Origin of the sequence: Vibrio sp. 2304 (assembly GCF_033339475.1) — a bacterium.
Classification (GTDB): Bacteria; Pseudomonadota; Gammaproteobacteria; order Enterobacterales; family Vibrionaceae; genus Vibrio; species Vibrio alginolyticus.
Genome location: NZ_JAWOUQ010000018.1, coordinates 19,198 through 42,820, shown reverse-complemented (window position 1 = coordinate 42,820; position 23,623 = coordinate 19,198). Strand labels below are relative to the sequence as shown.

General features: G+C 45.8%; 21 protein-coding genes. 10 read left to right on the top strand and 11 right to left on the bottom strand.

What is annotated here, in order from left to right; all coding sequences use genetic code 11:
- Positions 1-54 precede the first annotated feature (54 nt).
- Positions 55-1,806 carry a potassium/proton antiporter gene (locus tag R7P64_RS22270; protein ID WP_005382374.1) on the top strand — a complete coding sequence of 584 codons (1,752 nt, stop codon included), beginning with the start codon at positions 55-57 and terminating at the stop codon, positions 1,804-1,806.
- On the opposite strand, the gene R7P64_RS22265 is transcribed toward R7P64_RS22270, so the two are convergent.
- The 4 genes from R7P64_RS22265 to aspA all read right to left on the bottom strand — a co-directional run bounded on the left by R7P64_RS22265 (position 1,803) and on the right by aspA (position 7,556).
- Positions 1,803-2,432, bottom strand: coding sequence for a response regulator (locus R7P64_RS22265; RefSeq protein ID WP_005382375.1), 630 nt, complete (start codon positions 2,430-2,432; stop codon positions 1,803-1,805). The two genes, R7P64_RS22270 and R7P64_RS22265, sit on opposite strands and share 4 nt — an antisense overlap.
- Positions 2,433-2,626: 194 nt before the next feature.
- Complete coding sequence (locus R7P64_RS22260; protein WP_318123982.1) at positions 2,627-4,459, bottom strand: protein-disulfide reductase DsbD; 1,833 nt, start codon at positions 4,457-4,459, stop codon at positions 2,627-2,629.
- A 161-nt stretch (positions 4,460-4,620) separates the two neighbouring features.
- On the bottom strand, positions 4,621-5,928 hold the full coding sequence (locus R7P64_RS22255; RefSeq protein WP_005382378.1) for an anaerobic C4-dicarboxylate transporter: 1,308 nt from the start codon (positions 5,926-5,928) through the stop codon (positions 4,621-4,623).
- 176 nt (positions 5,929-6,104) lie between these two features.
- Positions 6,105-7,556 (bottom strand): aspartate ammonia-lyase, encoded by a 1,452-nt coding sequence (aspA, locus tag R7P64_RS22250; RefSeq protein WP_005382379.1) that lies wholly within the window; start codon positions 7,554-7,556, stop codon positions 6,105-6,107.
- A 431-nt stretch (positions 7,557-7,987) separates the two neighbouring features.
- Here aspA and R7P64_RS22245 point away from each other — a divergent pair, with 431 nt between their 5' ends.
- The gene (locus R7P64_RS22245; protein WP_213973484.1) at positions 7,988-8,506 is read left to right on the top strand and encodes an FxsA family protein; all 519 of its coding nucleotides are present in this window, start codon (positions 7,988-7,990) and stop codon (positions 8,504-8,506) included.
- A 70-nt stretch (positions 8,507-8,576) separates the two neighbouring features.
- On the opposite strand, the gene trmL is transcribed toward R7P64_RS22245, so the two are convergent.
- From trmL to R7P64_RS22225, 4 genes are all read right to left on the bottom strand, one after another.
- Positions 8,577-9,056, bottom strand: a complete 480-nt coding sequence (trmL, locus tag R7P64_RS22240) for a tRNA (uridine(34)/cytosine(34)/5-carboxymethylaminomethyluridine(34)-2'-O)-methyltransferase TrmL (RefSeq protein WP_025768811.1) — start codon at positions 9,054-9,056, stop codon at positions 8,577-8,579.
- A gap of 136 nt (positions 9,057-9,192) precedes the next feature.
- On the bottom strand, positions 9,193-9,801 hold the full coding sequence (locus tag R7P64_RS22235) for a superoxide dismutase (protein WP_005397537.1): 609 nt from the start codon (positions 9,799-9,801) through the stop codon (positions 9,193-9,195).
- Positions 9,802-9,975: 174 nt separating this feature from the next.
- Positions 9,976-11,370 carry an envelope stress sensor histidine kinase CpxA gene (cpxA, locus tag R7P64_RS22230; protein WP_170894109.1) on the bottom strand — a complete coding sequence of 465 codons (1,395 nt, stop codon included), beginning with the start codon at positions 11,368-11,370 and terminating at the stop codon, positions 9,976-9,978.
- Positions 11,370-12,059 (bottom strand): response regulator, encoded by a 690-nt coding sequence (locus tag R7P64_RS22225; protein WP_005382384.1) that lies wholly within the window; start codon positions 12,057-12,059, stop codon positions 11,370-11,372. The genes cpxA and R7P64_RS22225 overlap by 1 nt, the downstream gene beginning before the upstream one ends.
- A gap of 190 nt (positions 12,060-12,249) precedes the next feature.
- Here R7P64_RS22225 and R7P64_RS22220 point away from each other — a divergent pair, with 190 nt between their 5' ends.
- The 3 genes from R7P64_RS22220 (at position 12,250) to pfkA (ending at position 15,028) form a co-directional block, all read left to right on the top strand.
- Entirely contained in the window at positions 12,250-12,762 is a 513-nt protein-coding gene (locus R7P64_RS22220) for a CpxP family protein (protein ID WP_005386388.1), read from the top strand.
- A gap of 111 nt (positions 12,763-12,873) precedes the next feature.
- Entirely contained in the window at positions 12,874-13,782 is a 909-nt protein-coding gene (gene fieF / locus R7P64_RS22215; RefSeq protein WP_025768809.1) for a CDF family cation-efflux transporter FieF, read from the top strand.
- Positions 13,783-14,065: 283 nt separating this feature from the next.
- Positions 14,066-15,028, top strand: coding sequence for a 6-phosphofructokinase (gene pfkA / locus R7P64_RS22210; RefSeq protein WP_005381521.1), 963 nt, complete (start codon positions 14,066-14,068; stop codon positions 15,026-15,028).
- A 90-nt stretch (positions 15,029-15,118) separates the two neighbouring features.
- Here the strand turns inward: pfkA and R7P64_RS22205 are convergent, their stop codons facing one another.
- The gene (locus tag R7P64_RS22205; RefSeq protein WP_017635565.1) at positions 15,119-16,501 is read right to left on the bottom strand and encodes an MATE family efflux transporter; all 1,383 of its coding nucleotides are present in this window, start codon (positions 16,499-16,501) and stop codon (positions 15,119-15,121) included.
- A gap of 240 nt (positions 16,502-16,741) precedes the next feature.
- Between R7P64_RS22205 and R7P64_RS22200 the strand changes: the two genes are divergently transcribed.
- The 3 genes from R7P64_RS22200 to R7P64_RS22190 all read left to right on the top strand — a co-directional run bounded on the left by R7P64_RS22200 (position 16,742) and on the right by R7P64_RS22190 (position 19,635).
- Positions 16,742-17,032 (top strand): co-chaperone GroES, encoded by a 291-nt coding sequence (locus R7P64_RS22200; RefSeq protein ID WP_005381516.1) that lies wholly within the window; start codon positions 16,742-16,744, stop codon positions 17,030-17,032.
- A gap of 77 nt (positions 17,033-17,109) precedes the next feature.
- On the top strand, positions 17,110-18,756 hold the full coding sequence (gene groL / locus R7P64_RS22195; RefSeq protein WP_262580147.1) for a chaperonin GroEL: 1,647 nt from the start codon (positions 17,110-17,112) through the stop codon (positions 18,754-18,756).
- A gap of 315 nt (positions 18,757-19,071) precedes the next feature.
- Complete coding sequence (locus R7P64_RS22190; RefSeq protein WP_005381507.1) at positions 19,072-19,635, top strand: VC2662 family protein; 564 nt, start codon at positions 19,072-19,074, stop codon at positions 19,633-19,635.
- 100 nt (positions 19,636-19,735) lie between these two features.
- On the opposite strand, the gene R7P64_RS22185 is transcribed toward R7P64_RS22190, so the two are convergent.
- Together R7P64_RS22185 and epmB are read right to left on the bottom strand one after the other, a co-directional pair.
- Positions 19,736-20,233 carry an MgtC/SapB family protein gene (locus R7P64_RS22185; protein WP_005381504.1) on the bottom strand — a complete coding sequence of 166 codons (498 nt, stop codon included), beginning with the start codon at positions 20,231-20,233 and terminating at the stop codon, positions 19,736-19,738.
- Positions 20,234-20,328: 95 nt separating this feature from the next.
- Positions 20,329-21,351 carry an EF-P beta-lysylation protein EpmB gene (gene epmB, locus R7P64_RS22180; protein WP_053307395.1) on the bottom strand — a complete coding sequence of 341 codons (1,023 nt, stop codon included), beginning with the start codon at positions 21,349-21,351 and terminating at the stop codon, positions 20,329-20,331.
- A gap of 32 nt (positions 21,352-21,383) precedes the next feature.
- Between epmB and efp the strand changes: the two genes are divergently transcribed.
- Both efp and R7P64_RS22170 read left to right on the top strand, forming a co-directional pair.
- On the top strand, positions 21,384-21,950 hold the full coding sequence (efp, locus tag R7P64_RS22175; RefSeq protein WP_005381500.1) for an elongation factor P: 567 nt from the start codon (positions 21,384-21,386) through the stop codon (positions 21,948-21,950).
- Between the two features lie 266 nt (positions 21,951-22,216).
- Positions 22,217-23,620 carry an SPFH domain-containing protein gene (locus tag R7P64_RS22170; RefSeq protein WP_005386397.1) on the top strand — a complete coding sequence of 468 codons (1,404 nt, stop codon included), beginning with the start codon at positions 22,217-22,219 and terminating at the stop codon, positions 23,618-23,620.
- Positions 23,621-23,623: the final 3 nt, after the last annotated feature.

The following is a 23,623-nucleotide window of genomic DNA, read 5'->3' as shown; positions in this document are numbered from 1 at the left end:
GAAGTAGCCTTGCTCATCACAATTATTATCGTTTTTCATTAAGGGAGGGTGAGAATGGACGCAGACACCATTAACAGTTTTTTTCTAATAGGTGCGTTGTTAATCGCACTTAGCGTTCTTTTAAGCCCAGTGTCTTCTAAGTTGGGAATCCCAATTCTTTTGGTATTTTTAGCCGTTGGAATGCTGGCGGGGGAAGACGGCTTAGGCGGCATCTTATTCGATAACTTTTCGATCGCTTATTTGGTTAGTAACCTCGCATTAGCCATCATTTTGCTTGATGGTGGGATGAGAACGCGGGTCGCCAGCTTTAGGGTTGCGTTATGGCCCTCGGTCTCTTTGGCGACATTTGGCGTTGCGATCACCACCATTTTGACCGGGCTGATGGCAACGTGGTTATTCGACTTAGATTTATTGCAAGGCATATTGGTTGGTGCGATTGTTGGTTCCACCGATGCTGCCGCGGTCTTCTCTCTACTCAAAGGTCGTAGCCTGAACGAACGTGTTGGTTCAACGCTGGAAATTGAATCCGGCACCAATGACCCAATGGCGGTGTTTCTGACCGTAACTCTGATTGCTATTTTAGCGAACCCTGGCGCTGACTTAAGTGCGGGCTTTTTGGCGTTCAGTTTTCTTAAGCAGTTTGGTATCGGCGCGTTACTTGGCTTCGCTGGTGGCTGGATCTTATGGAAAGTTATCAATCGCAATCAATTACCAGATGGGCTGTATTCTATTTTAACGGTCAGTGGTGGCTTGCTTATTTTTGCTTTATCTAACACTTTGGGTGGCAGTGGTATTTTGTCGATTTACCTCGTTGGTCTTTTATTAGGTAACCGTCCAACACGCAGCCGCCACTCTATTCTTCATGTTTTAGATGGTATGACGTGGCTAGCTCAAATTGGTATGTTCTTGGTGCTTGGCTTGTTGGTTACACCATCTAATTTACTCTCTATTGCGTTGCCAGGTCTTGCGCTTGCCTTCGGGATGATTTTGTTTGCCCGACCAATCTCAGTTTGGATTGGTTTACTGCCATTCAAGAGTTTCACGCCACGTGAAAAGTGGTTTGTCTCTTGGGTAGGATTGCGTGGCGCTGTACCTATCATCCTCGCGGTATTTCCAATGATGGCAGGGTTGCCAGATGCTCAACTGTACTTCAATTTGGCATTCTTTGTAGTAATGGTGTCTTTGATAGTACAAGGGGGCACGTTGACTAAGGCGATGTCTCTTGCAAAGGTCGAGCTACCTTCTAAGCCTGAGCCAATTTCGCGTACGGGTGTAGAGATTTACCCGACCAGTGAGTGGGAGCTGTTTATCTATAGACTTAAAGCAGATAAATGGTGCATTGGTGAGCCATTACGTAGTCTTTCGATGCCGGAAGGAACGCGTATCGCCGCTGTATTTCGCAGTAAAGAGCTATTGCACCCATCCGGCAGTACGCGTCTTGAGGAAGATGATACCTTGTGTGTATTAGCACAAGAAAAGGATTTAGATGCACTGAGCTTACTGTTTAGTGAAGCCCCAGAGAAAGCGTCGCTAGCGCGATTCTTCGGTGACTTCTTCCTCGATATTGAAGTGAAGCTTGCCGATATTGCCGTGATGTATGGTTTGAATCTGGGGGATGAACCGCTGGATAAAAGTTTGAGAAACCTTGTCGAAGAGCAATTAGGTAGCACGCCAGTATTGGGAGACCATTTCGAGTGGCAAGGTTTGCATTGGATCGTCGCTGATGTTGTTGATCAGCAGGTCACTAAAGTCGGTATCCGATTGCCAAACGAAAAAAGTAAGTCTGACGATAAGACGTCAATCTAGTCGCTCATTTCCGTCAGCATAATCACGGCTTGCGTGCGGTTCTTTACACCGAGCTTACGGAAAATCGCTGTCATGTGCGCTTTTATGGTGGCTTCTGAAACATTCAATTCGTAAGCGATTTGCTTGTTCAGCAAGCCATCGGACAACATTCCCAACACTTTATATTGCTGTGGTGTTAGCGCAGCAATCTTTTCCGCTAAGTCATTACATGCCGCGTTATTGGTGATCAGCCCTTCAGGGAAATATGGGTCGCCATTCAGCACTTGATTGAGTGCGTTCACTAATTCGCGCATGTCGCTGGACTTGGGAATAAAACCAAATGCACCATGGCTTTTCACCTGCGTCACGATCGCCGGCTCTTCACTCGCTGAAACGACGACGATAGGCAAATCTGGATGCTCTGCTCGCAAATGAATCAAGCCAGACATACCATTTGCTCCTGGCATTTTGAGGTCCAATAGCACTAAATCTGGCTCTTCCTCTCGCTCCAACAAAGCCAGAAGTGCGTCGAGTGAGTCCGCTTCCAGCAAATTTGCACCACTAATAGCCATGTGGATAGATTGAAACAAGGCATTCCGGAAGAGTGGGTGATCATCTGCAATAATGATGGTGTAGGTCGAATCCATGACGTTAAACACTTTTGACTATTTCGTTAAATTTATTATTGTCCAGCTTTGAGAGAGTGGACAATATTTATTCGCTAAAAGTCTGAACCAAATCGACTTTTATTAGGAAAATTGCATATAAACGCAATGTTCTTATTCAAATCTGAGCAATAAAAAACGCCAGTGGACATCACTGGCGTTTGAATATCTGGTTATCAGAACTGCTTGATATGCTCTAAGAAAGGCTCAGCTTGCATAAAGCCCGTCAAACGAGCGTTTGAAACGTGTTCGCCACTGGCACCCCAAAACTCAATTGTTGGTAAACCAAGTACATTCATGTGCTTCAGTAGTTCGATGTCTTGCACTTGGTTTTTGGTCACGTCCGCTTGCAGAAGAACGAAGTCTTGCAGTTTGGCTTCGACGCTTGGGTCATGGAAGGTGTACTTTTCAAACTCTTTACATGCTACACACCAATCGGCGTAGAAATCGAGCATGACGGGTTTACCTGCCGCTTTCGCAAGTGCCAGTTGTTCTTCAAGCTCCGCCACGTTAGCAATGCGAGTAAAGCTAACAGTGGCTTGCTGAGTTTGTGTTGTGTTGTTGCCAAACCAGTAATTTAAGATAGGTTGTGCTGAGGCTAGCAAACCTAAGACGGCGATTATGCCCACGGCACTTTGTTTCCAGCCACCAAACTCTAGACTGTTTTTGATGTGGTATAGCCAACCAAAAGCAGCAATACCCAGTGCTGACCACAGAATCGTTGACCACATTTCTGGCATGATGCGTTCTAGTAAGAAGATAGGTGCGGCAAGCAGAATAAAGCCGAAGAGTGTTTTCACACGGTCCATCCAACCACCTGCTTTTGGTAGCAGTTTGTTGCCGAAGGCTGCAACAAGAATAAGCGGAATACCCATGCCCATCGCCAGCGCGTATAACGCGATACCACCCGTCAGCAAATCGCCGCTTTGTGCCACGTAAAGTAGCGCACCAGACAGAGGTGCCGTGGTACAAGGAGAACAAACCAGTCCAGAAATCGCCCCCATGGCGAATACGCCTGCACTGCTGCCACCCTGTTGCTTATTACTTAAGTTATTCAACCATGTTTGAACGCTGCTTGGTAGCTGTAATGAGTACAGACCAAACATAGACAAAGCGAGTGCGATGAACAGTACGCTCAAGCCAATCAGCACATAAGGGTGTTGCATTGCCGCTTGGAACTGCATACCTGCAGATGCCACCACAAGGCCGAGTAGGGTGTAAGTCAGCGCCATGCCTTGCACGTAGACGAATGACAAGCCTAGCGCACGGCGTTGGCTTAGTTTGCCACTGCCAAGCACTATGCTGGTCAGAATTGGGTACATCGGCAGCACACAAGGTGTAAACGCCAAGCCCACACCAAGCGCTAAGAACAGAAGTGGTGTCCACCAGTTATCAGCAAGGTTGGCTGCAAGGCTATCTTGCTGTGTTACTGGCGCCGATGATGTGTCACCAGACGTAGATGATTGCGCCGCTGGTGGCGTTGCTGTTGGTGCCTGTTCTGCTTTTGATGCAGTTGTCGCCGTTGTTGAATCTGAGTTCGACGAAGTAAACGCGCTGATAGGAATCACGCGAGTTTCTGGCGGGTAACAGAAGCCTGCTTTCGCACAACCTTGGTATTGCACCACCACGCGCGCACCGTCTTGCCAATCATGCATTGGTACATTAACGAAGAGAGGTTGAGTATAGATATGCACGTCACCAAAGAATTCATCTTTATGCGGTGTGCCGTCTTCCATTTGCAGTTCGCCTAGCGATACTTTCTCACCAGCTACAGACAAGCGCTCTTGATATAGGTAGTACCCGTCACGTACCTGCCAATCGAGCATCAATTTGTCATCTTGCTGGTAGAAGTTAAATGGAAACGCCTGATCAACCGGAACAAAGCTGTCGCTGCTGCTACCAAAACTGTTGTTCTGGCTATTGTTAAACTGGTCTTTGCCAAATAAAGCTAAAGACGGAGTGGAAAAGGTAATGAGCCCTAAGAGTAAAACGGAAAGTAATGCGCGCATAAAAGAGTCAATTCATCTTAGATAATTGCCGTTAGTGTAACTCAATCAGACCCGGAGGCGAGTCAATAAGTTTCATGAAAATGAAGATTTATTGAGCATAAATCAAGACAACAGGCAATAAAAAAGGGAGCCGAAGCTCCCCGAGTAAGACTCTGTTTCTACTAGATCAGTAGACCACCGAATGCGAAGCCAAGTGCTACCGCAGAAGCGATGGTTACCACACCAGGTACAAAGAATGGGTGGTTGAATACGTACTTACCGATACGAGTTGAACCCGTGTCGTCCATCTCAACCGCTGCTAGAAGCGTTGGGTAAGTTGGCAGCACGAATAGCGCACTTACTGCTGCGAAAGATGCAACTGCGGTAAGTGGTGCGACACCGATTGCTAGTGCTGCTGGCATCAGCGCAACAGTGGTTGCACCTTGTGAGTAAAGCAGCATTGAAGCGAAGAATAGAACGAGTGCTAGCATCCATGGGTAGTCTGCTAGTAGCGCACCCGCAACTTCTTTGATGCCGTCAACGTGCGCGTTAACGAACGTAGAACCTAGCCATGCCACACCAAGAACACACACACACGCTGTCATACCAGAGCGGAATGTTGCTGCGGCTGGGATTTTGCCAGCATCGATTTTACAGCTCATTACGATAGCTGCCGCAGCTGCTAGCATTACCGTCATGATAGCTTCGTTACGGCCTAGAGCAGGGTTCTCGATAAGACCCACAGAGCCAGAAATTGCTGCTGCGTAACACACGACAAATGCGATTGCGCCTAGGAAGATGAAGGTTGCTTTCTTCGCTGTTGGTAGGATTTCGCGTTTTGCTTCTGTATTTAGCTTGATTAAGCCTTTTTCTAGACGCTCTTGGTATTCAGCATCGTCTTTTAGCTCACAGCCCATGAAGTTCGCCACGAACGCACCGATCATGCACGCGATGAACGTCGTTGGGATACAGATTGCTAGTAGTGTTAGGTAGTCAACGCCAAATGGGTGCAGCATTGCCGCGAACGCTACAACAGCCGCTGAGATTGGTGATGCGGTGATAGCGATTTGCGATGCTACGACCGCGATAGACAGTGGACGAGAAGGGCGCACGCCTTGGCCTTTCGCTACTTCTGCAATCACTGGCAAAGTAGAGAATGCCGTGTGGCCAGTACCCGCCATTAATGTCATTAGGTAAGTTACGATAGGCGCATAAAAGGTGATGCGCTCAGGATGCTTGCGCAAAAAGTTTTCAGCAACTTGCACCATCCAGTCTAAACCACCAGCTACTTGCATTGCTGCGATAGCGGTGATTACAGACATGATGATCAAAATTACGTCAACGGGAATGTAAGCTTGGCTTGTTGGTACGCCCAAGATCAAAGACAACGCAATGACCCCAGCACCACCGGCAAAACCAATGCCGATACCACCGATTCTTGCCCCCAAATAGATGAAGAGCAGAACCACGAAGAGTTCGACCATGACCATATTGATACCTCTTTAGTTTTTTATTTGATTCTGATTTTTTGAACACTCAGGAACAGGAGTAAATGCTCAGAGAATGAGAACCTAGTGGTTTAGCGGCAATAAAAGCATATAAAAAATGTGGTTAACCGTATGAGAGCCTAAAAAAGGGGCCTGAGTGGCCCCCTTCGGATTCGTTATTACTCGTAACGTTTTGCTTTGTAAGTAGGATGCATGAAGTTTTCTACTGACAAGATTTCATCAAGCTCCTCTGCTGTAAGCAGACCGCGCTCTAGCACGACTTCACGAACACTCTTACCAGTTTCTGCACAAATCTTACCTACGATGTCACCTTCGTGGTGGCCGATGTATGGGTTTAGGTAAGTGACGATACCGATAGAGTTGTAAACGTAGTTTTCGCAAACTTCTTTGTTCACAGTGATGCCGTCGATACATTTATCACGTAGGTTCACACACGCGTTGTGTAGTAGAGAGATAGACTCAAACACACTTTGTGCGATCACAGGTTCCATTACGTTTAGCTGTAACTGACCGCCTTCTGCTGCGAAAGAAACCGTGTTGTCGTTACCGAGAACTTTGAAGCAAACTTGGTTTACTACTTCTGGGATAACTGGGTTTACTTTAGCTGGCATGATTGAAGAGCCTGCTTGCATTTCAGGTAGGTTCAATTCATTTAGACCCGCACGAGGACCAGAAGAAAGTAGACGAAGGTCGTTACAGATCTTCGATAGTTTCACTGCTAGGCGTTTTAGCGCGCCGTGAGTCATTACGTATGCACCACAGTCAGACGTTGCTTCGATAAGGTCTTCTGCTGCAACAACGTCAAGGCCTGTTACTTCCGCTAGGTGTTTTACTGCAAGCGCTTGGTAGCCAGTTGGTGTATTTAGACCAGTACCGATTGCGGTTGCGCCTAGGTTGATTTCTAGGAGGAGTTTAGATGTGTAATCTAGAGCACGAATCTCTTCGTTTAGTGTTACCGCCCACGCATGGAACTCTTGACCTACTGTCATTGGTACTGCGTCTTGAAGCTGAGTACGGCCCATTTTCAGTACATCTTTAAACTCAACGGCTTTAAGTTCGAATGCGCCTTTTAGGTACTCAATTGCTTCCATTAGCTTGTGTACGCTGTTGTATACCGCAATACGGAAACCTGTTGGGTACGCACAGTTGGTTGATTGGCTCTTGTTTACATGGTCATTTGGGTTAACAAATTCGTATTGGCCTTTCTCTTTACCCATCAACTCAAGCGCAACGTTTGCGATCACTTCGTTCGTGTTCATGTTAACTGAAGTGCCTGCACCGCCTTGGAATACGTCTGATGGGAACTGATCCATACACTTGCCAGTTTCTAGGATCAAATCACACGCTTCGATGATGTAGTTTGCAACGTCTTTTGGAATAGCGCCAAGTTCTTTGTTTGCTAACGCTGCGGCTTTTTTGGTCATTACCATGCCGCGTACAAATTCTGGTACGTCAGAGATGGTCATATTAGAGATGTTGAAGTTCTCGATCGCACGTAGCGTATGAATACCGTAGTACGCATCTGCAGGGACATGACGTTGACCTAATAGATCTTCTTCAATACGAGTGGCTGGGTTTGCTGTTTTTGGAGCATCAGATAGGGTAGCCATAGCAGGATCCTTAGATGATAATTCTGATAATAAAGTTATTTATTAGCCATTTCTGCAATCTAGAATCCATTCATCAGAATTTTTGGCTGGAAAATCCGTCCTGACTTATGTGGCACATGATACTGCACCTAGCGCATAAAAATAGTAACTAGATCACCTTTTTCGTTTTTCATGAGTCAATAATTTGCAAAGTATGAACGGGTTATTAATAACCCTTTATAGGTACTCGATTTTCCTCGACAAACATGAGTTTTTAGAGTTCGAAATTAGCACTTTAAAAGCACGAAAAAATCGGTATGCAATTGAATGAAACGTGCTCCTGCTACTTTGTCTAAAAGAGAAGGAGACCAGTATGAACACGCTTTTTTACAACGATTCGTTTGAGCTTAGTCTGCTTTTACCATTACACTGAATTAAACAAAGGAGGGCGTGTGTTTCCTATCTTATTATTAGCGTTTATTTTTGTTCCGATCATTGAAATCGGCTTATTTATTCAGGTGGGCGGCTTTTTAGGTTTATGGCCGACCATTGCACTAGTCTTAATCACGGCATTTGTTGGTGCATCGTTGGTTCGTAGCCAAGGTATACAAACACTGATGTCAGTACAGGGGCGTCTTGAACAAGGTGAAATTCCAGCCCAGCAAATTTTTGAAGGCGTAATGCTAGCGGTGGCTGGCGTGCTACTGTTAACCCCGGGCTTTATGACCGATGCCCTTGGTATGTTGGTGTTGCTTCCTGCGCCACGCGCCGCGATAGCTAAATACTTGATGAGCAAAATGGTGGTGAAAACCATGCATGGCGGTGGCTTCCAAGGTGGTTCCTCTAACCAGGGGCCATTTGAGCAAGACCCGTTCCGTCGTGACCCATTTGATTCCCAGTCAGATAATGGCAAGACCTTCGAAGGGGAATACGAGCGTAAAGACGATGATGATCGCAACAAGCTCAACTGATTGAGTTAGACAGTAAAGAAAACAAAAGGGCGCACCAAGCGCCCTTTTCTGTATTTGGAATTCGTGCCGCTTACAATGCGCCTTCAAAGCCCATTTGACGCCATGCTTCAAAAGCAATGATCGCAACGGCATTCGAAAGGTTTAGGCTACGCGCATCTGGCATCATTGGAATGCGAATACGCTGCTCCATTGGCAAGCTATCGATGATTTCAGCAGGCAAACCACGAGTTTCTGGGCCAAACATCAAAACATCACCCGTTTGGTATTGTGCATCAACGTGGTGACCTGTGGTTTTGGTGGTGCAGGCAAACAATCGGTAGTTACCTTGCTTCTCTTTCTCTAAATATTCTAAGAACGCTTGATAGTTTTTATGACGCGTTACGCGAGCTAAATCATGGTAATCCAAACCAGCGCGGCGGACTTTTTTCTCTTCAAGATCGAAACCCAGAGGTTCAATTAAGTGAAGGTTTGCACCGCAGTTGGCGCATAGTCGAATGATGTTGCCGGTGTTCGGCGCGATTTCTGGTTCGTATAAAGCGATATCAAACATGGTATTGAAATAGAGTTGGTCAAAGAGAGGGGCAGTATATACCCAAGTCACCGAAATATGCGAGATTCAGCAAGATTGACCTGGGTATGAAAGCAGGCATTAGCGCGGATGTTAATACCGTAAGTATCGATGCTCTTTATAAGAGAGCGTGAGCATAGTTTTCTTCAACTGCTCGCCAGTTGACGACGTTCCACCACGCATCAATATATTCTGGGCGACGGTTTTGGTAACTGATGTAATACGCGTGCTCCCACACGTCTAATGCGAGGATTGGTTCACCGCGCACATCCACTACGTCCATCAGAGGGTTGTCTTGATTACTGGTGGACGTAATGTGAATCTCACCATCTTTTACGATCAGCCATGCAAAGCCAGACCCAAAGGTATTGATGGCAGCTTGGGCAAACGCCTCTTTAAATTGCGCAAAGCTACCAAATTTATCGTTAATTGCTTGAGCAAGCGCGCCTTGAGGCTCTCCGCCACCGTTTGGTGACATGCAATTCCAATAAATGATGTGGTTGTAGTAGCCGCCGCCATTATTACGCACTGCAGGGCTGAGCTTAGAGATATTGTCAAAGATCTCGTCTAATGACTGAGTTTCGAGCTCGCTCCCTTCAACGGCACTTACGAACTTATCGAAATAAGTCTTGTGATGTTTGCTGTAGTGCACTTCCATGGTTTTCGCGTCGATGTACGGCTCTAGTGAATCGTACGGGTAAGGCAGAGCGGGAAATGTATGTGACATAGTAAATCCTCCTTAATTGGAAAATTTACTTTAATGCTAACGATAATTATTATCAACTTTGATCTTTGTAAGGGTATTCTAAGAAGCCTCACCAATTTCTAAAGTGAGGGTGGGGCTGTGAATCACTCACTCTAGAAATATGGTGCGAATTATTGTTAGTTCATCAAATTGAGACTAACAATTGATCGGTAAGGTGATACTCATGCGCAATCCGCCTAAAGGACTTCGGCTGGCTGCGATCGTGCCACTGTGCTGGCGAATGGCACTTTCGGTAATGGTTAGGCCGAGACCTGTGCCGCCAGAGTGGCGATCGCGTGCCGTGGAAACGCGATAGAACGGGCGAAAAATCGCGGCCAGTTCCTCTTCTGGTACACCTTCTCCATTATCGTCAACCGTGATACGAAGCGTATCGTCATCGGCTTTGATGTCGATTTGTACCTCATCTTTTCCGTAGTAAATGGCGTTACGAACGATATTTTCCACCGCACTCATCAGCAGTTTAGGGTTACCGGAAATATTGCGCTTAGGTAATTCTGAATAGTGTAGCTGTTTGCCCATTTGCTCTGCTTCAAACTGCGCATCTTTAATGATCTCTTCCCATAAACTTTCTAATGGCTGTGTTTCGCGAGTCATATGACTGTTCGCCTGCATGCGAGAAAGCTCTAGTAGTTCGCTGATCATCTGTTCCAAGCGCTGCGCTTCGGTATCGATACGAGTCAATTCTGGGCTTTCTCCTTGTTTACGCGTCGCTAATGCGCTTGCCATGCGTAGACGAGTTAAAGGTGAGCGCAGCTCGTGAGAGATATCGGATAGCAAACGTTGTTGTCCTGAAATCATTTGATTAACCGCTTCGACCATCTGGTTGAAGCTGCTGCCTGCTTGACGAAATTCCGCCGTGCCTTTTTCTAAATTTGGGTCTGTGACAAATTCACCTTTCGCTACACGTTGAGCAGCGGCTTCAAGACGACGTGCAGGCTGACTCAAAGCCCAAGCAAGCCATAACAGCAATGGTGTACTAACCAACATGACCGCAAGCAAGAGCTGGAATGGGTGATCAAACAGACGCAGGAGTAGAGGTGGTGGCTCATTCCACTTGAAGCCCACGTACATCAAGATATCGGAATCTGCCAAAGTGATAGGAATTGGGCCCGCAATCATGTATCGACCATACAGCTTCTGCTTTGGATTATTGTAATCTTCGATACTGGTGACAAAGTTTTGCATGGCACGCAATTGAAAATTGCTGCGTTTTTCTGTCGTAAGAACATTACCGCTGTAGTCAGAAAAAAACACTCGTGGGCGAGGGTCGTGCTTGCCGTGGCGGTTGCCCTCGATACGAAAAAGTATGCGGCCTAAATCAGTTTGCTGGCTGTATTTTTGTTGGATTGAGTCACGCGTTTCTACCATACGTTTGTAGTGTTCTTCTGGAATATCGCGAGCTTTGCGTGGGTCCAAATGTGGCAGTGATAGCACGGCTATCAATACTAATAACATGGTGAACCAAAAAATGGCAAAGATGCGTCCATACAGGCTATTGATGTTTGGCAGTTTGATGCGTGATAGGCGCATTAATCCTCCTCAAGCAGCATGTAGCCACGACCACGCAGGGTTTTAATTCGCGGCTTGCCATTGCTTTGATCTGGTAATTTTTTACGTAAGTTCGAGACATGCATATCGATAGCGCGATCAAAAGCAGCGAGTCGTTTACCAAGCACATCTAAGCTCAGTGTCTCTTTGGTCAGCACTTGTCCTGGGTTTTGTACGAAGTGGGTGAGTAGCGCAAACTCGGTTGCCGTGAGATCGAGTAGCTGTTGCTCACAGTACGCTTCTTGCTTACCGGGATAGAGGCGGATTTCTTGATACTCAATGCAATCGCTGTTTTTGGTATTTTTTTGTGTGCTGCTAGTGCGGCGTAAAATCGCGCGGATACGCGCTAACAGCTCTCGGTCACTAAAAGGTTTTGGTAAATAATCGTCCGCGCCCAGTTCCAAGCCGATCACGCGATCAATTTCTTCCCCTTTAGCGGTCAGCATCAAGACGGGAGTTTCCCAATTTTCACGTAAGCGTTTCAGCGTTTCCATGCCATTGAGTTTTGGCATCATGACATCCAACAAAATCAAATCAATCTTATCATTGATCGCGGCTAAGCCGGCTTCACCGTCATTTGCTTCGCTGACGTCAAACCCTTCGAAACTGAGTACTTCTTTTAATAAGCTGGTTAGCTCGATATCGTCATCGATTAAAAGAATGTTTGCCATGGGGGCACCTATAGTAAGTTACCGATAGCCTAATATTACATTGGAATGATGCGCAACGAAGAGGAGAAAAATCACTCTTTACGATTCTTTACGCTCCCTATACGTCGCTTTACCTAGCGGGTCGTATTCTATACTCAAGCGCTGTGAGAACAGCTCAGAAGAACCACTCACCTGTGTAAGGAATCGTATTATGAAGTCTGCAAAAAAACTTGTGTTAGCTGCTGTTGTTCTACCTCTTACTCTTGGCGCCGCAAGCGCATTCGCTTACGGTGGTAAAAACCATCATAAAGGTCCTCGTGACGAATGCGGCATGGGTATGGACCGAGGTGTCATGCGTCAACTAGACCTGACTGATGCACAAAAAGATCAGCTAAAAGAAATGCGTGAAGCAAACAAAGCAGAAATGAAAGCAAAATTCGCTGATGGCAAAGAAGCACGTATGGCTGAGCGTCAAGCGCATCACGCAAAAGTACAATCGCTTTTGCTGGCGGATAACTTTGATGAAGCTCAAGCTAGCGAATTAGCAAAAGAGATGGTTGAGCGCCAAACGGAACGTCGCGTGCAAATGCTAGAAAGAAAGCACCAAATGCTTAGCGTATTAACACCTGAGCAGAAAGCGAAATTTGTTGAGCTACAAAATGAACGTATGCAAGAGTGTGGCGACAGAATGCACAAGCGCATGGAAAAGTCGCGCAATAATTAAGTCATGAATTGATGTTATATAAAGAGGCAGCCATTGGTTGCCTCTTTTTGATCTGGTTATTTCATGGTCATTCAATATACTCAACGTATGGTTTTAGTTAACTCTTTGATTATGAAACAGCAATACGCACGTTTAGTTACGACCGCCGCTTGGACTGCAACCATTGTGGCGACGCTTCTTCTGATAGTAAAAGTCATCACGTGGTGGGTAACCGGCTCAGTGAGCTTATTGGCGTCATTGATTGACTCCATGTTAGATATCGCGGCTTCGGTTGTGAATCTTGTGGTGGTTCGTTACGCCTTACAACCGGCAGACCGCGAACATACGTTTGGACATGGTAAAGCTGAGTCCTTAGCGGCCCTAGCCCAAGCAATGTTTATTTCGGGCTCGGCAGTATTTTTGATTCTTAACGGGATTGACCGATTCTTCCGCCCACATGCTTTACACGCACCGGAGTTAGGTGTGTATGTATCGCTGTTTGCGATTGTGGTCACACTTGGCTTGGTGATGTTCCAAAAACATGTGGTTCGCGTGACGGGGAGCCAAGCAATAGCGGCGGATTCTCTGCATTATCAGACTGACTTGTATATGAATGCTGCGATCATGGTGGCTCTGGGGCTCAGTTATTTTGGAGTGACTCAAGCGGATGCTGTGTTTGCGATTGGTATTGGTGTCTTCATTCTTTATAGCGCTTTCAAAATGGTCAGCGAAGCGATTCAAACCTTACTTGATAGAAAGTTGCCCGATGAAGAACTTGAGCAAATTAACCAAGCTTGTTTGAGCGTAAAAGGGGTATTGGGCGTGCATCAGTTACGCACGCGAATGTCCGGACCGACGCGCTTTATACAGTTGCATTTAGAGCTAGACGATAACTTACGATTAATTGAGGCGCATTACATCGCTGATAAAGTGGAAGATAATTTATTGGCTCTGTTTCCTGATGCGGACGTACTGATCCATCAAGATCCATTGTCTGTCGTTTTCGGACCTGAGAAAGAGCAGAAAGCGCAAGATTGGTAGGCTTGAAAAATCCATCAGTGCCCGACGACAAACAGGTACTTATTGACTATCTTTCCATCAATACTTATTAAGATTCGTGATCCTGATATGAATCAACAAAGTTTCATAGAGAAACTGTAATACTCTTACATAAGTAGAAAAGTTACATAAAAAAGTGCGTTTTCATTGGTAATCCTGTAGAGGAAATGTAACATAACGCACAGTTCTGGATTATGCAGGTTGCTTGGTAACAAGGGGCCTAAAAGAAAATTAAATAATTGATTGCCAAAGATCGAGGGTGAGCATGATTAAGAAGATCGGTGTTTTAACAAGTGGCGGTGACGCACCTGGTATGAACGCTGCGATACGCGGCGTAGTACGTACAGCACTATCCGAAGGATTGGAAGTATTCGGTGTGTACGACGGCTACCTAGGCCTATACGAAGGCCGCATCGAGAAGCTAGATCGTTCTAGCGTTTCAGATGTGATCAACAAAGGTGGTACGTTCCTAGGTTCTGCACGTTTCCCTGAATTTAAACAAGTGGAAGTTCGTGAAAAAGCGATTGAGAACCTGAAAAAACATGGTATCGATGCACTAGTGGTAATCGGTGGTGATGGTTCGTACATGGGTGCGAAGAAACTGACTGAAATGGGTTACCCATGTATCGGTCTTCCGGGCACAATCGACAACGATATCGCAGGTACGGATTACACTGTGGGCTACCTAAGTGCACTAAACACCGTTATCGATGCAATCGACCGTCTACGTGATACTTCTTCATCTCACCAACGCATTTCAATTGTAGAAATCATGGGCCGTCACTGTGGTGATTTGACTCTGATGTCTGCAATTGCGGGCGGTTGTGAATACATCATCACTCCGGAAACTGGTCTAGACAAAGACAAGCTGATCAGCAACATCCAAGATGGTATCGCTAAAGGTAAGAAACACGCGATCATCGCGCTTACTGAGCTAATGATGGATGCTAATGAACTAGCACGTGACATCGAAGCCGCGACAGGTCGTGAAACTCGTGCAACAGTACTTGGTCACATCCAACGTGGTGGTCGTCCAACTGCATTTGACCGCGTACTAGCATCTCGTATGGGTAACTACGCTGTTCACCTATTGATCGAAGGTCATGGTGGTCGTTGTGTAGGTATCGTGAAAGAGCAACTTGTTCACCACGATATCATCGATGCAATCGAGAACATGAAGCGTCCAGTACGCAACGATCTATACAAAGTTGCTGAAGAGTTGTTCTAAGCAAGTTTGAAATAGATAAACAAAACCGCGGCTTTCCGCGGTTTTTTTGTATTTGAGAATCAACAAAAAGAAACTAGTGATAGACGAGTGTTAAGACACGCTGCTCTGCTCTATGAGCGTTAATTTTCGCTCGCGCAGCGCAAACAAGTAGCCCAGTAGCCCACCCAACGTATTCCCAACCGCGATACCGATAAACAAGCCTTCAATGCTGTAGATTTGGCTCCCGACCCACGCCGATGGCAAGGTAAAAATGAACAGCCGCATAAAGCTCCACTGGAATGCACGCAATGGCTTGTGCATCGCATTCAAACCACTGACTAACATCATTACGATGCCTTGGAAGCCATAACTAAATGGCACCACCAGTAAATAATGCCAAAGCAGGTTTTTCACCGCATCTTCCTGAGAAAACAGCGCAGCCAGAGGAATGCTCAGCGGTACCATCATCAAGAAGATAAACCCTTGGAATACCACTGCAAAACGCATGCTAATAAATAAACCGGAAAAGGCTCGTTGCGGTTGTTTGGCTCCTAAATTTTGTGCCATAAACGGTGTTAGGGCAGAGGTCAGCGACATCAATACTAAAATCAATATGGACTCAATACGCTGCGCTGCGCCGTAAGCAGCAACCGCCGCTGTACCGTGGTTGGATAACAGCATCATCAGAATGGCACCGGACAACGGATTCATCGCGTTTGATAGCGCTGCAGGGGTACCAATTTTTAGTGTCTGTTGCCAGTCTTGTTTCAGCAAAGCCCATTGGGGTTGCGCAAGCAATTTTTCCCGTTTAATTAGCACATAGAATGAGCCACACAAAGCACCTAACCAGCTAAAGGCACTTGCTATGGCTGCGCCTTGAATGCCAAGTTCCGGAAAAGGGCCATAACCGAAAATCAACAATGGATCGAGCATGCCATTAATCAAACCAGCCAACATCATGACTTTTGCTGGTGTTTTTGTGTCGCCAGTAGCTCGGATAGCACTGTTGCCCGCCATTGGGATCACTAGCAGAGGAATGGTGAGATACCAGACCTGCATATATTGCTCAATAAGAGGGATGAGATCATCAGACGCACCAAGAAAACGAAACAATGGCGCAATGGTGGTAAAGCCAATAGAAGACGCGATAGCCACAAGTAACACGGCTAATAACAAACCGTGGGTGGTGAACCGAGCAGCTTGTGGTGCATGACCTTGCCCAAGCAAGCGACCAATATTGGTCGATAGTCCCATGCCAATCCCCATCGTAATGCAGTTAACCGCAAAGGTGACAGGGAAGGTATAGCTGATAGCTGCTAGCGCTTGAGTGCCAAGCAACGAGATAAAAAACGTGTCCACCAAGTTAAACATCAAAATTGCGATCATGCCCATGGTCATGGGTACGGTCATTTTCCGCAGCGTTTCAGGAATGGGTGCGGTCAACAAACCATGCTTATCGGTCGCTTGGGGTTCCAGCTTGTTATTTTCCTGCATGTGTGACAACTATCTGGTGAGCAAACTGCAAGGATACAAGAAAGCGAGATGCCGAGCGAGTGAGCATTTCTAACGCAAACCGTTGCCTAGTTGTTCGTTATTTTAACTAAGTCACAAAAATTTTGTGCCACCCCCTTGGGATCGCTGCTTCGACCCCTTATATAGGGATCACGTGTCTGGGGCTACAGTCCCTAAGGACAATTATCAAATAAACATGGAAATTTTCAGGAGAGACGACCGATGAACATTCGTCCATTACATGACCGAGTTATCGTTGAACGTAAAGAAGTTGAATCTAAGTCTGCTGGTGGCATCGTTCTGACTGGTTCTGCTGCAGAAAAATCGACTCGCGGTGTTGTTCTAGCTGTGGGTAAAGGCCGCATCCTAGAAAACGGCACCGTACTGCCACTAGACGTTAAAGTCGGTGATACCGTTATCTTCGCTGAAGGTTACGGTACAAAAACTGAAAAAATCGACGGTAAAGAAGTGCTTGTCATGTCTGAAAACGACATCATGGCGATCGTTGAATAATAGCAATCATTGAGTAATTTTTTGCTCAGATTCAATTACGAAATTACACACAAAGAATTTTAGAAAGGAAATCAAAGATGGCTGCTAAAGACGTTAAATTTGGTAATGACGCACGAGTTAAAATGCTGGAAGGTGTAAACGTTCTGGCTGATGCAGTAAAAGTAACACTGGGTCCTAAAGGACGTAATGTCGTTCTAGACAAATCTTTTGGTGCACCGACTATCACTAAAGATGGTGTATCAGTAGCGCGTGAAATCGAGCTGGAAGATAAATTCCAGAACATGGGCGCACAAATGGTTAAAGAAGTTGCGTCTAAAGCAAACGACGCAGCGGGTGACGGTACAACAACAGCAACGGTACTAGCACAATCTATCGTTAACGAAGGTCTAAAAGCAGTCGCAGCGGGCATGAACCCAATGGATCTTAAGCGTGGTATCGACAAAGCTGTTGCTGCGGCAGTTGAGCAACTAAAAGAGCTTTCTGTTGAATGTAACGACACAAAAGCGATCGCGCAGGTTGGTACTATCTCTGCAAACTCAGACGCAAGCGTAGGTAATATCATTGCAGAAGCAATGGAGCGTGTGGGTCGTGATGGCGTTATCACGGTTGAAGAAGGTCAGGCGCTACAAGACGAGTTAGACGTAGTAGAAGGTATGCAGTTCGACCGCGGTTACCTGTCTCCTTACTTCATCAACAACCAAGAATCAGGCAGTGTTGATCTAGAAAACCCATTCATTCTTCTTGTTGATAAGAAGATCTCAAACATTCGTGAGCTTCTTCCAACGCTAGAAGCTGTCGCGAAAGCATCTCGTCCACTGCTTATCATTGCAGAAGATGTAGAAGGCGAAGCGCTAGCAACATTGGTTGTGAACAACATGCGTGGCATCGTAAAAGTTGCAGCTGTGAAAGCACCTGGTTTCGGTGACCGCCGTAAAGCAATGCTACAAGACATCGCTATCCTAACTGGCGGTACTGTGATTTCTGAAGAGATCGGTCTAGAGCTAGAAAAAGTTGCACTAGAAGATCTAGGTCAAGCGAAGCGTGTTTCTATCACGAAAGAAAACACGACTATCATCGATGGTATCGGTGAAGAAGAGATGATCTCTGGCCGTGTTGCTCAGATTCGTCAACAAATCGAAGACGCAACTTCAGACTACGACAAAGAGAAACTACAAGAGCGCGTAGCTAAACTGGCTGGCGGTGTTGCAGTAATCAAAGTTGGTGCTGCGACTGAAGTTGAAATGAAAGAGAAGAAAGACCGTGTAGAAGATGCGCTAGCCGCAACTCGCGCAGCGGTTGAAGAAGGTGTTGTTGCTGGTGGTGGTGTTGCACTTATCCGCGCGGCATCTAAGATTGCTCACCTAACGGGTGACAACGAAGAACAAAACGTTGGTATCCGCGTTGCACTACGTGCAATGGAAGCGCCAATCCGTCAAATCACGAAGAACACAGGTGAGGAAGACTCAGTTGTTGCGAACAACGTGAAAGCGGGTGAAGGTAGCTACGGCTACAACGCGGCAACAGGCGAATACGGCGACATGCTAGAAATGGGTATCCTAGATCCAACTAAAGTTACTCGTTCTGCACTACAATTCGCAGCATCGGTTGCAGGTCTGATGATCACTACTGAAGCGATGGTTACTGACCTACCGCAAAAAGACGCGCCAGCGATGCCTGACATGGGCGGCATGGGTGGCATGGGCGGTATGGGCGGCATGATGTAAGCCAGCTTATCTCATCGCTCTAAGGGAGCCCTTATAGCGGAAAGATAACCGACCAAACCTTTAAAAGTCGAGGCAGATGCCTCGACTTTTTTTATGCGTGTCACCTGAGAAACATGACGTTCTGGAGTGGCTTATCATGAGATTTTTGAGCGTAAAAAGCGCCATTTCAGAAGCAAAAAATCGAAGAGAAATATTTTTTCTTTTGAGTCAGATGGTTAAATCTGACCTATTGCTAACACTTTTTGAACGGGTACAGAGCAAAATCTGAACATTACACTATGTTGTAAATTGTTGCTTCCCATCATGGAGATGAAAATGAAAAAGCTTATGACGTCATTGGCGGTTGCAGCCGCTATCGCATCACCTGTTGCTTTTGCCGACAGTACACCTGTGATGTTCTCTACTATCGATAACACAAACGCACCTTCGAATTCTTCAGTTGGTGGTGTTCGTTTAGCTGTGTTGCATGGACAGGTAAATGAGGTTAAAGGTGTCGACTTTTCACTGCTTGGTATGTCAGAAACGGATCGTACGACAGGTGTGAACTTCGGTCTGTTTTTTGGCGCAGCAAAAGTAAATCAAGAAATGAAAGGCGCGTCTTTAGGCTTAGTTAACTGGAACCAAGGTCAGACGACGGGTGTTAACTTGGGTGCTGTTAACATTACGAACAACGTAAAAGGCTTGAACTGGAGCGCGGTGAACTATTCTGAAGGCTACACCATGGCGGATGTGGGCTTAGCGAGTATCTCTAAGAAGTCTAATTTCCAGTTTGGTTTCTTCAACATGACCGATCAAATCGATGGCGTGCAAATTGGTCTTTTGAACTGTGCGGATAACGGTTTCTTCAAGTGTTTCCCACTCATCAACTTTGCTAAGTAATCCCTGAGAAAGTCAGAATCTTTATATACAGAAAGCCCTCGATGTTTGTCGAGGGCTCTTTAATTACTGATGAGATGAAGCGAGTTTCTCGGAGCGTTAACTATTTAATTAATCGTGATGAAGTTTTGCGTTGTTGAATTCTTTGATGAACACCGCGGCGTAATGCTTTGATGTGGTTTTCTGCTTTATCCACACCTAACAACACGGTTAGTGTCAGGAGAGTAATAACCACCGACTGCGTTAAATAACCCAAACCTATCATCAAACCTAAACCTGCTAGCACCCATATTACAGCCGCGGATGTTACGCCATGGATTTTTCCATCAAGTGTCATCATAACGCCAGCGCCTAAGAAGCCGACGCCAGTAATGATCTGACCAAGCACTCGTGCTTGATCAAGTGTATTTGGCGATAACGACACTGCCATCGACATAAACAGGTAGGTGCCTGAAATAATTAATATTGCTGTGCGAATGCCAACCGGTTTACCACGAGTTTGGCGCTCTATACCGATCATGAGCCCATTAATGGCGCAGCATAGTAGGGCAGGCCAACTGAATGGGCCAAGATCGAAAATTTGTTCGAATGCTGTATGCATCTTGACCTCCAAAAGTGCGGAGTATGCATAGACTTACCGTGCAAAGCGAACAAAAATAATCAATCTAGACGACAAATTTAATTGAGTGTCAGAGCTTATTCTAAATGCAAATCCAACGGCGTTTTACTTGGCCTGCCACCAACTTCTCGTGTGAGTTTTGGTACCAGATAACCCGATACACGCGTGATGAGTCCGCGCATAATAGCTTTCGCTTCTTCGTCCGAAATAAAGTAGTGCGCTGCGCCTTGCACCTTATCAAGAACGTGGAGGTAATAAGGCAAGATACCCGCGTCAAATAAGGCCTCACTTAACGCCACTTGAGCTTCTACCGAATCATTCACGCCTTTCAGCAGAACGCCTTGGTTTAGAAGCGTAACGCCCGCTCTTTTGAGTTTGAACATCTGTTCAGCAAATTCGTCATTGATTTCGTTGGCATGGTTGATGTGAGTGACGAGGATGATTTGTAACCTTGATGCTTGCAGAAGTTGGCATAGTTCATCAGTGACTCGAGCTGGAATCACCACAGGTAAACGGCTATGAATACGCAGACGTTTGATGTGAGGAATATGAGCAATGTGCTCTAAAAGCCAATGAATCTCATCGTCTTTTGCCATTAATGGATCACCACCTGAGAAGATGACTTCGTTCAACTCTGGTTGTTGAGCCATGTACTCTAAGCACTTGGTCCAGGCTTGTTTCCCGCTTTTGTTCTCTTGATAAGGGAAGTGACGACGAAAACAGTAACGGCAATTTACCGCGCAGCCACCTTTGACAATCATCAGGGCGCGGTTGCGATACTTGTGTAGCAGGCCAGGGACTTCATTGTCCTGCTCTTCCAATGGATCATTGGAGTAACCCGGATGCACCTCAAATTCGTCGCTCAGTGGTAAAACCTGACGTAAAAGAGGGTCTTTAGGGTTGCCTTTCTCCATCCTATCGACAAAACTTTGCGGTACACGCTGTGCAAACAGCTTGCGCGCGGCAAACCCGTCTTGCCACGGTGAAGGATCAATTTCCAGTATTTCGAGCAATTTTGCAGGATCAGAGATCCCATTCGCCAACTGTTTGAGCCAGTTTTGCTCAACAGATTCGACTTTTCGGGTTATTATGTGCGGCATTGAATTTAGCTCTAAGAATGTAAGAGGAAAAAATGGCTACAGTTAGCACCAATGAATTTAAAGGCGGTCTTAAGTTAATGCTTGATAACGAGCCTTGTGTAATTCTGGAAAACGAATACGTTAAACCAGGTAAAGGCCAAGCGTTCAACCGTGTTAAAATTCGTAAACTTCTTTCTGGTAAAGTGCTAGAGAAAACATTCAAGTCTGGTGACACTTGTGAAGTGGCAGACGTAATGGATATCGACCTAGATTATCTATATTCAGACGGCGAATTCTACCACTTTATGAACAGTGAAACGTTTGAACAGATCGCAGCGGATGCAAAAGCGGTAGGTGAAAACGCTAAGTGGTTGGTAGAAAACAACACTTGTATGATCACACTTTGGAACGGTAACCCAATTACTGTTACTCCACCAAACTTCGTTGAGCTAGAAGTTGTAGACACAGACCCTGGCCTGAAAGGTGATACTCAAGGTACTGGCGGTAAACCAGCGACGCTATCAACTGGCGCTGTTGTTCGCGTTCCTCTGTTCATCTCAATTGGTGAAGTGATTCGCGTAGATACTCGTACTGCTGAATACGTAGGTCGTGTGAAGTAAGCACTTTATATGATTGTTAGAAAGGTCGCTTCGGCGGCCTTTTTTATTGCCTGTGATTCTTCTCTTTTAATCCCTCTGCGTAAAACATCGATATCCTCCGCAAATTTTTGATGATTTTGTATTATTCGTAAAAATCTTATTTATTCCATGAATCTGTCGATTATTCCTTAATGTAACATTTTGATACATTAGTACTTGTTGCTGAGTTGCATAGCAATCTGATTTTTATCGATTTAGCTCAGTAACAATCCAAAAAGGAGAACAAAATGGAAAGCAGAGGTTTAGGAAGGGGTTTAAAGGTGGAAGAAAGACGTCAGTTACTACATAAAGGATTAAAAGCAGCCGTATTTGGCGTACCGCTGTTGGCAATAGGCTTAACGATTAATAGCTCGGTGCTGATGACCGATGCGGGTTACAGCTACGTGCATCAGAATAATATTACTGGTGAGTTGGATGTGTTTACTGAACCTGGCATTCATTTTCGCATGCCATTTCTGTCCAAAATCACCAAGTATGACCAAGTGATCACCGTGTCATTCGGTAACAGCAAGGGCGAAGATTTTTATCAACGCCTTGATGCGATTCAGGTTCGATTTGCCGACACCTATATTGGTCAGATCCCCGTAACATTCCGCTTTAAGCTCAGTAATGACCCTGAAGCGGTGAAGAAGATGCACAAAGAGTTCCGCAACAACAGTAACTTGATCGATGCGCTGCTTGTAAAGAACGCACGTAACGTAACGGTGATTACCGCAACCCAATACACGGGTGAAGAGTTTTTCCAAGGTGGTTTGAACCAGTTCAAATCGAAACTTGGCGATCAGTTACGAGAGGGGATTTATCTAACAGAGCGACGTCAGGTTGAAGTGGAAGAGTTGGATCTTGCGCCTGTTGGGGCGAATCAAGCTAATCCGAACCAATTACAGCGCACCAATCAACTGGTTTGGAAAACCGTACCTGTCGTAGACAAAACCGGGCAACCGATTCGTCAAGACAATCCGTTACAACAATACGGTATTCAAGTGACGCAGGTGACCATTGGTGACCCGCAGCCAGAAAAGCAATTAGATCAGCTATTGGCAGATAAAAAGCGTTTAGTGGCGGATCGTATTCGCGCGATTCAGGAACAAGAAACGTCGAAAGCACAGGCAGAGACCGAGCAGTTACGCAAAGAGATTCAACGAACACGTGAGGTGCAAGACGCCCAGCGTGGTAAAGAACTCGCAATTATTGCTCAACAAAAAGAAGTGGAAGTGGCGCGTCAGATTGCAGAGCGTGAAATCGTTGAAGTGGAAAAGACCAAACGACTTGCTGAAGTCGAGAAGGAGAAAGAGCTAGCTATCGCAGAGGCTAACTTAGCGATTCAAAAAGCGAACGCACTTTCTGCTGAGTTTGAAGCGAAAGCGATATTAGCGAAAGGTCGCGCAGAATCTGAAGTCCTAAAAGGTAAGTATGCGGCGTTAGGAGCAAACCGTGAAGTTTACTTGGCAGAATTGAATCGAGACGTAGCGAACTCGCTGTACAACAATTTGCAAAACTTCCAAGTTCAGATGCCACAAAATTACATTGGTGGAAGTGACGAAACGGGCTTGAAAACAAACCTAGATGTGATTACTGGCTTTGGTGCTCTGGGTCTTATGGACCAGACAAAGAAGGTCGCACAGCAATAAGAT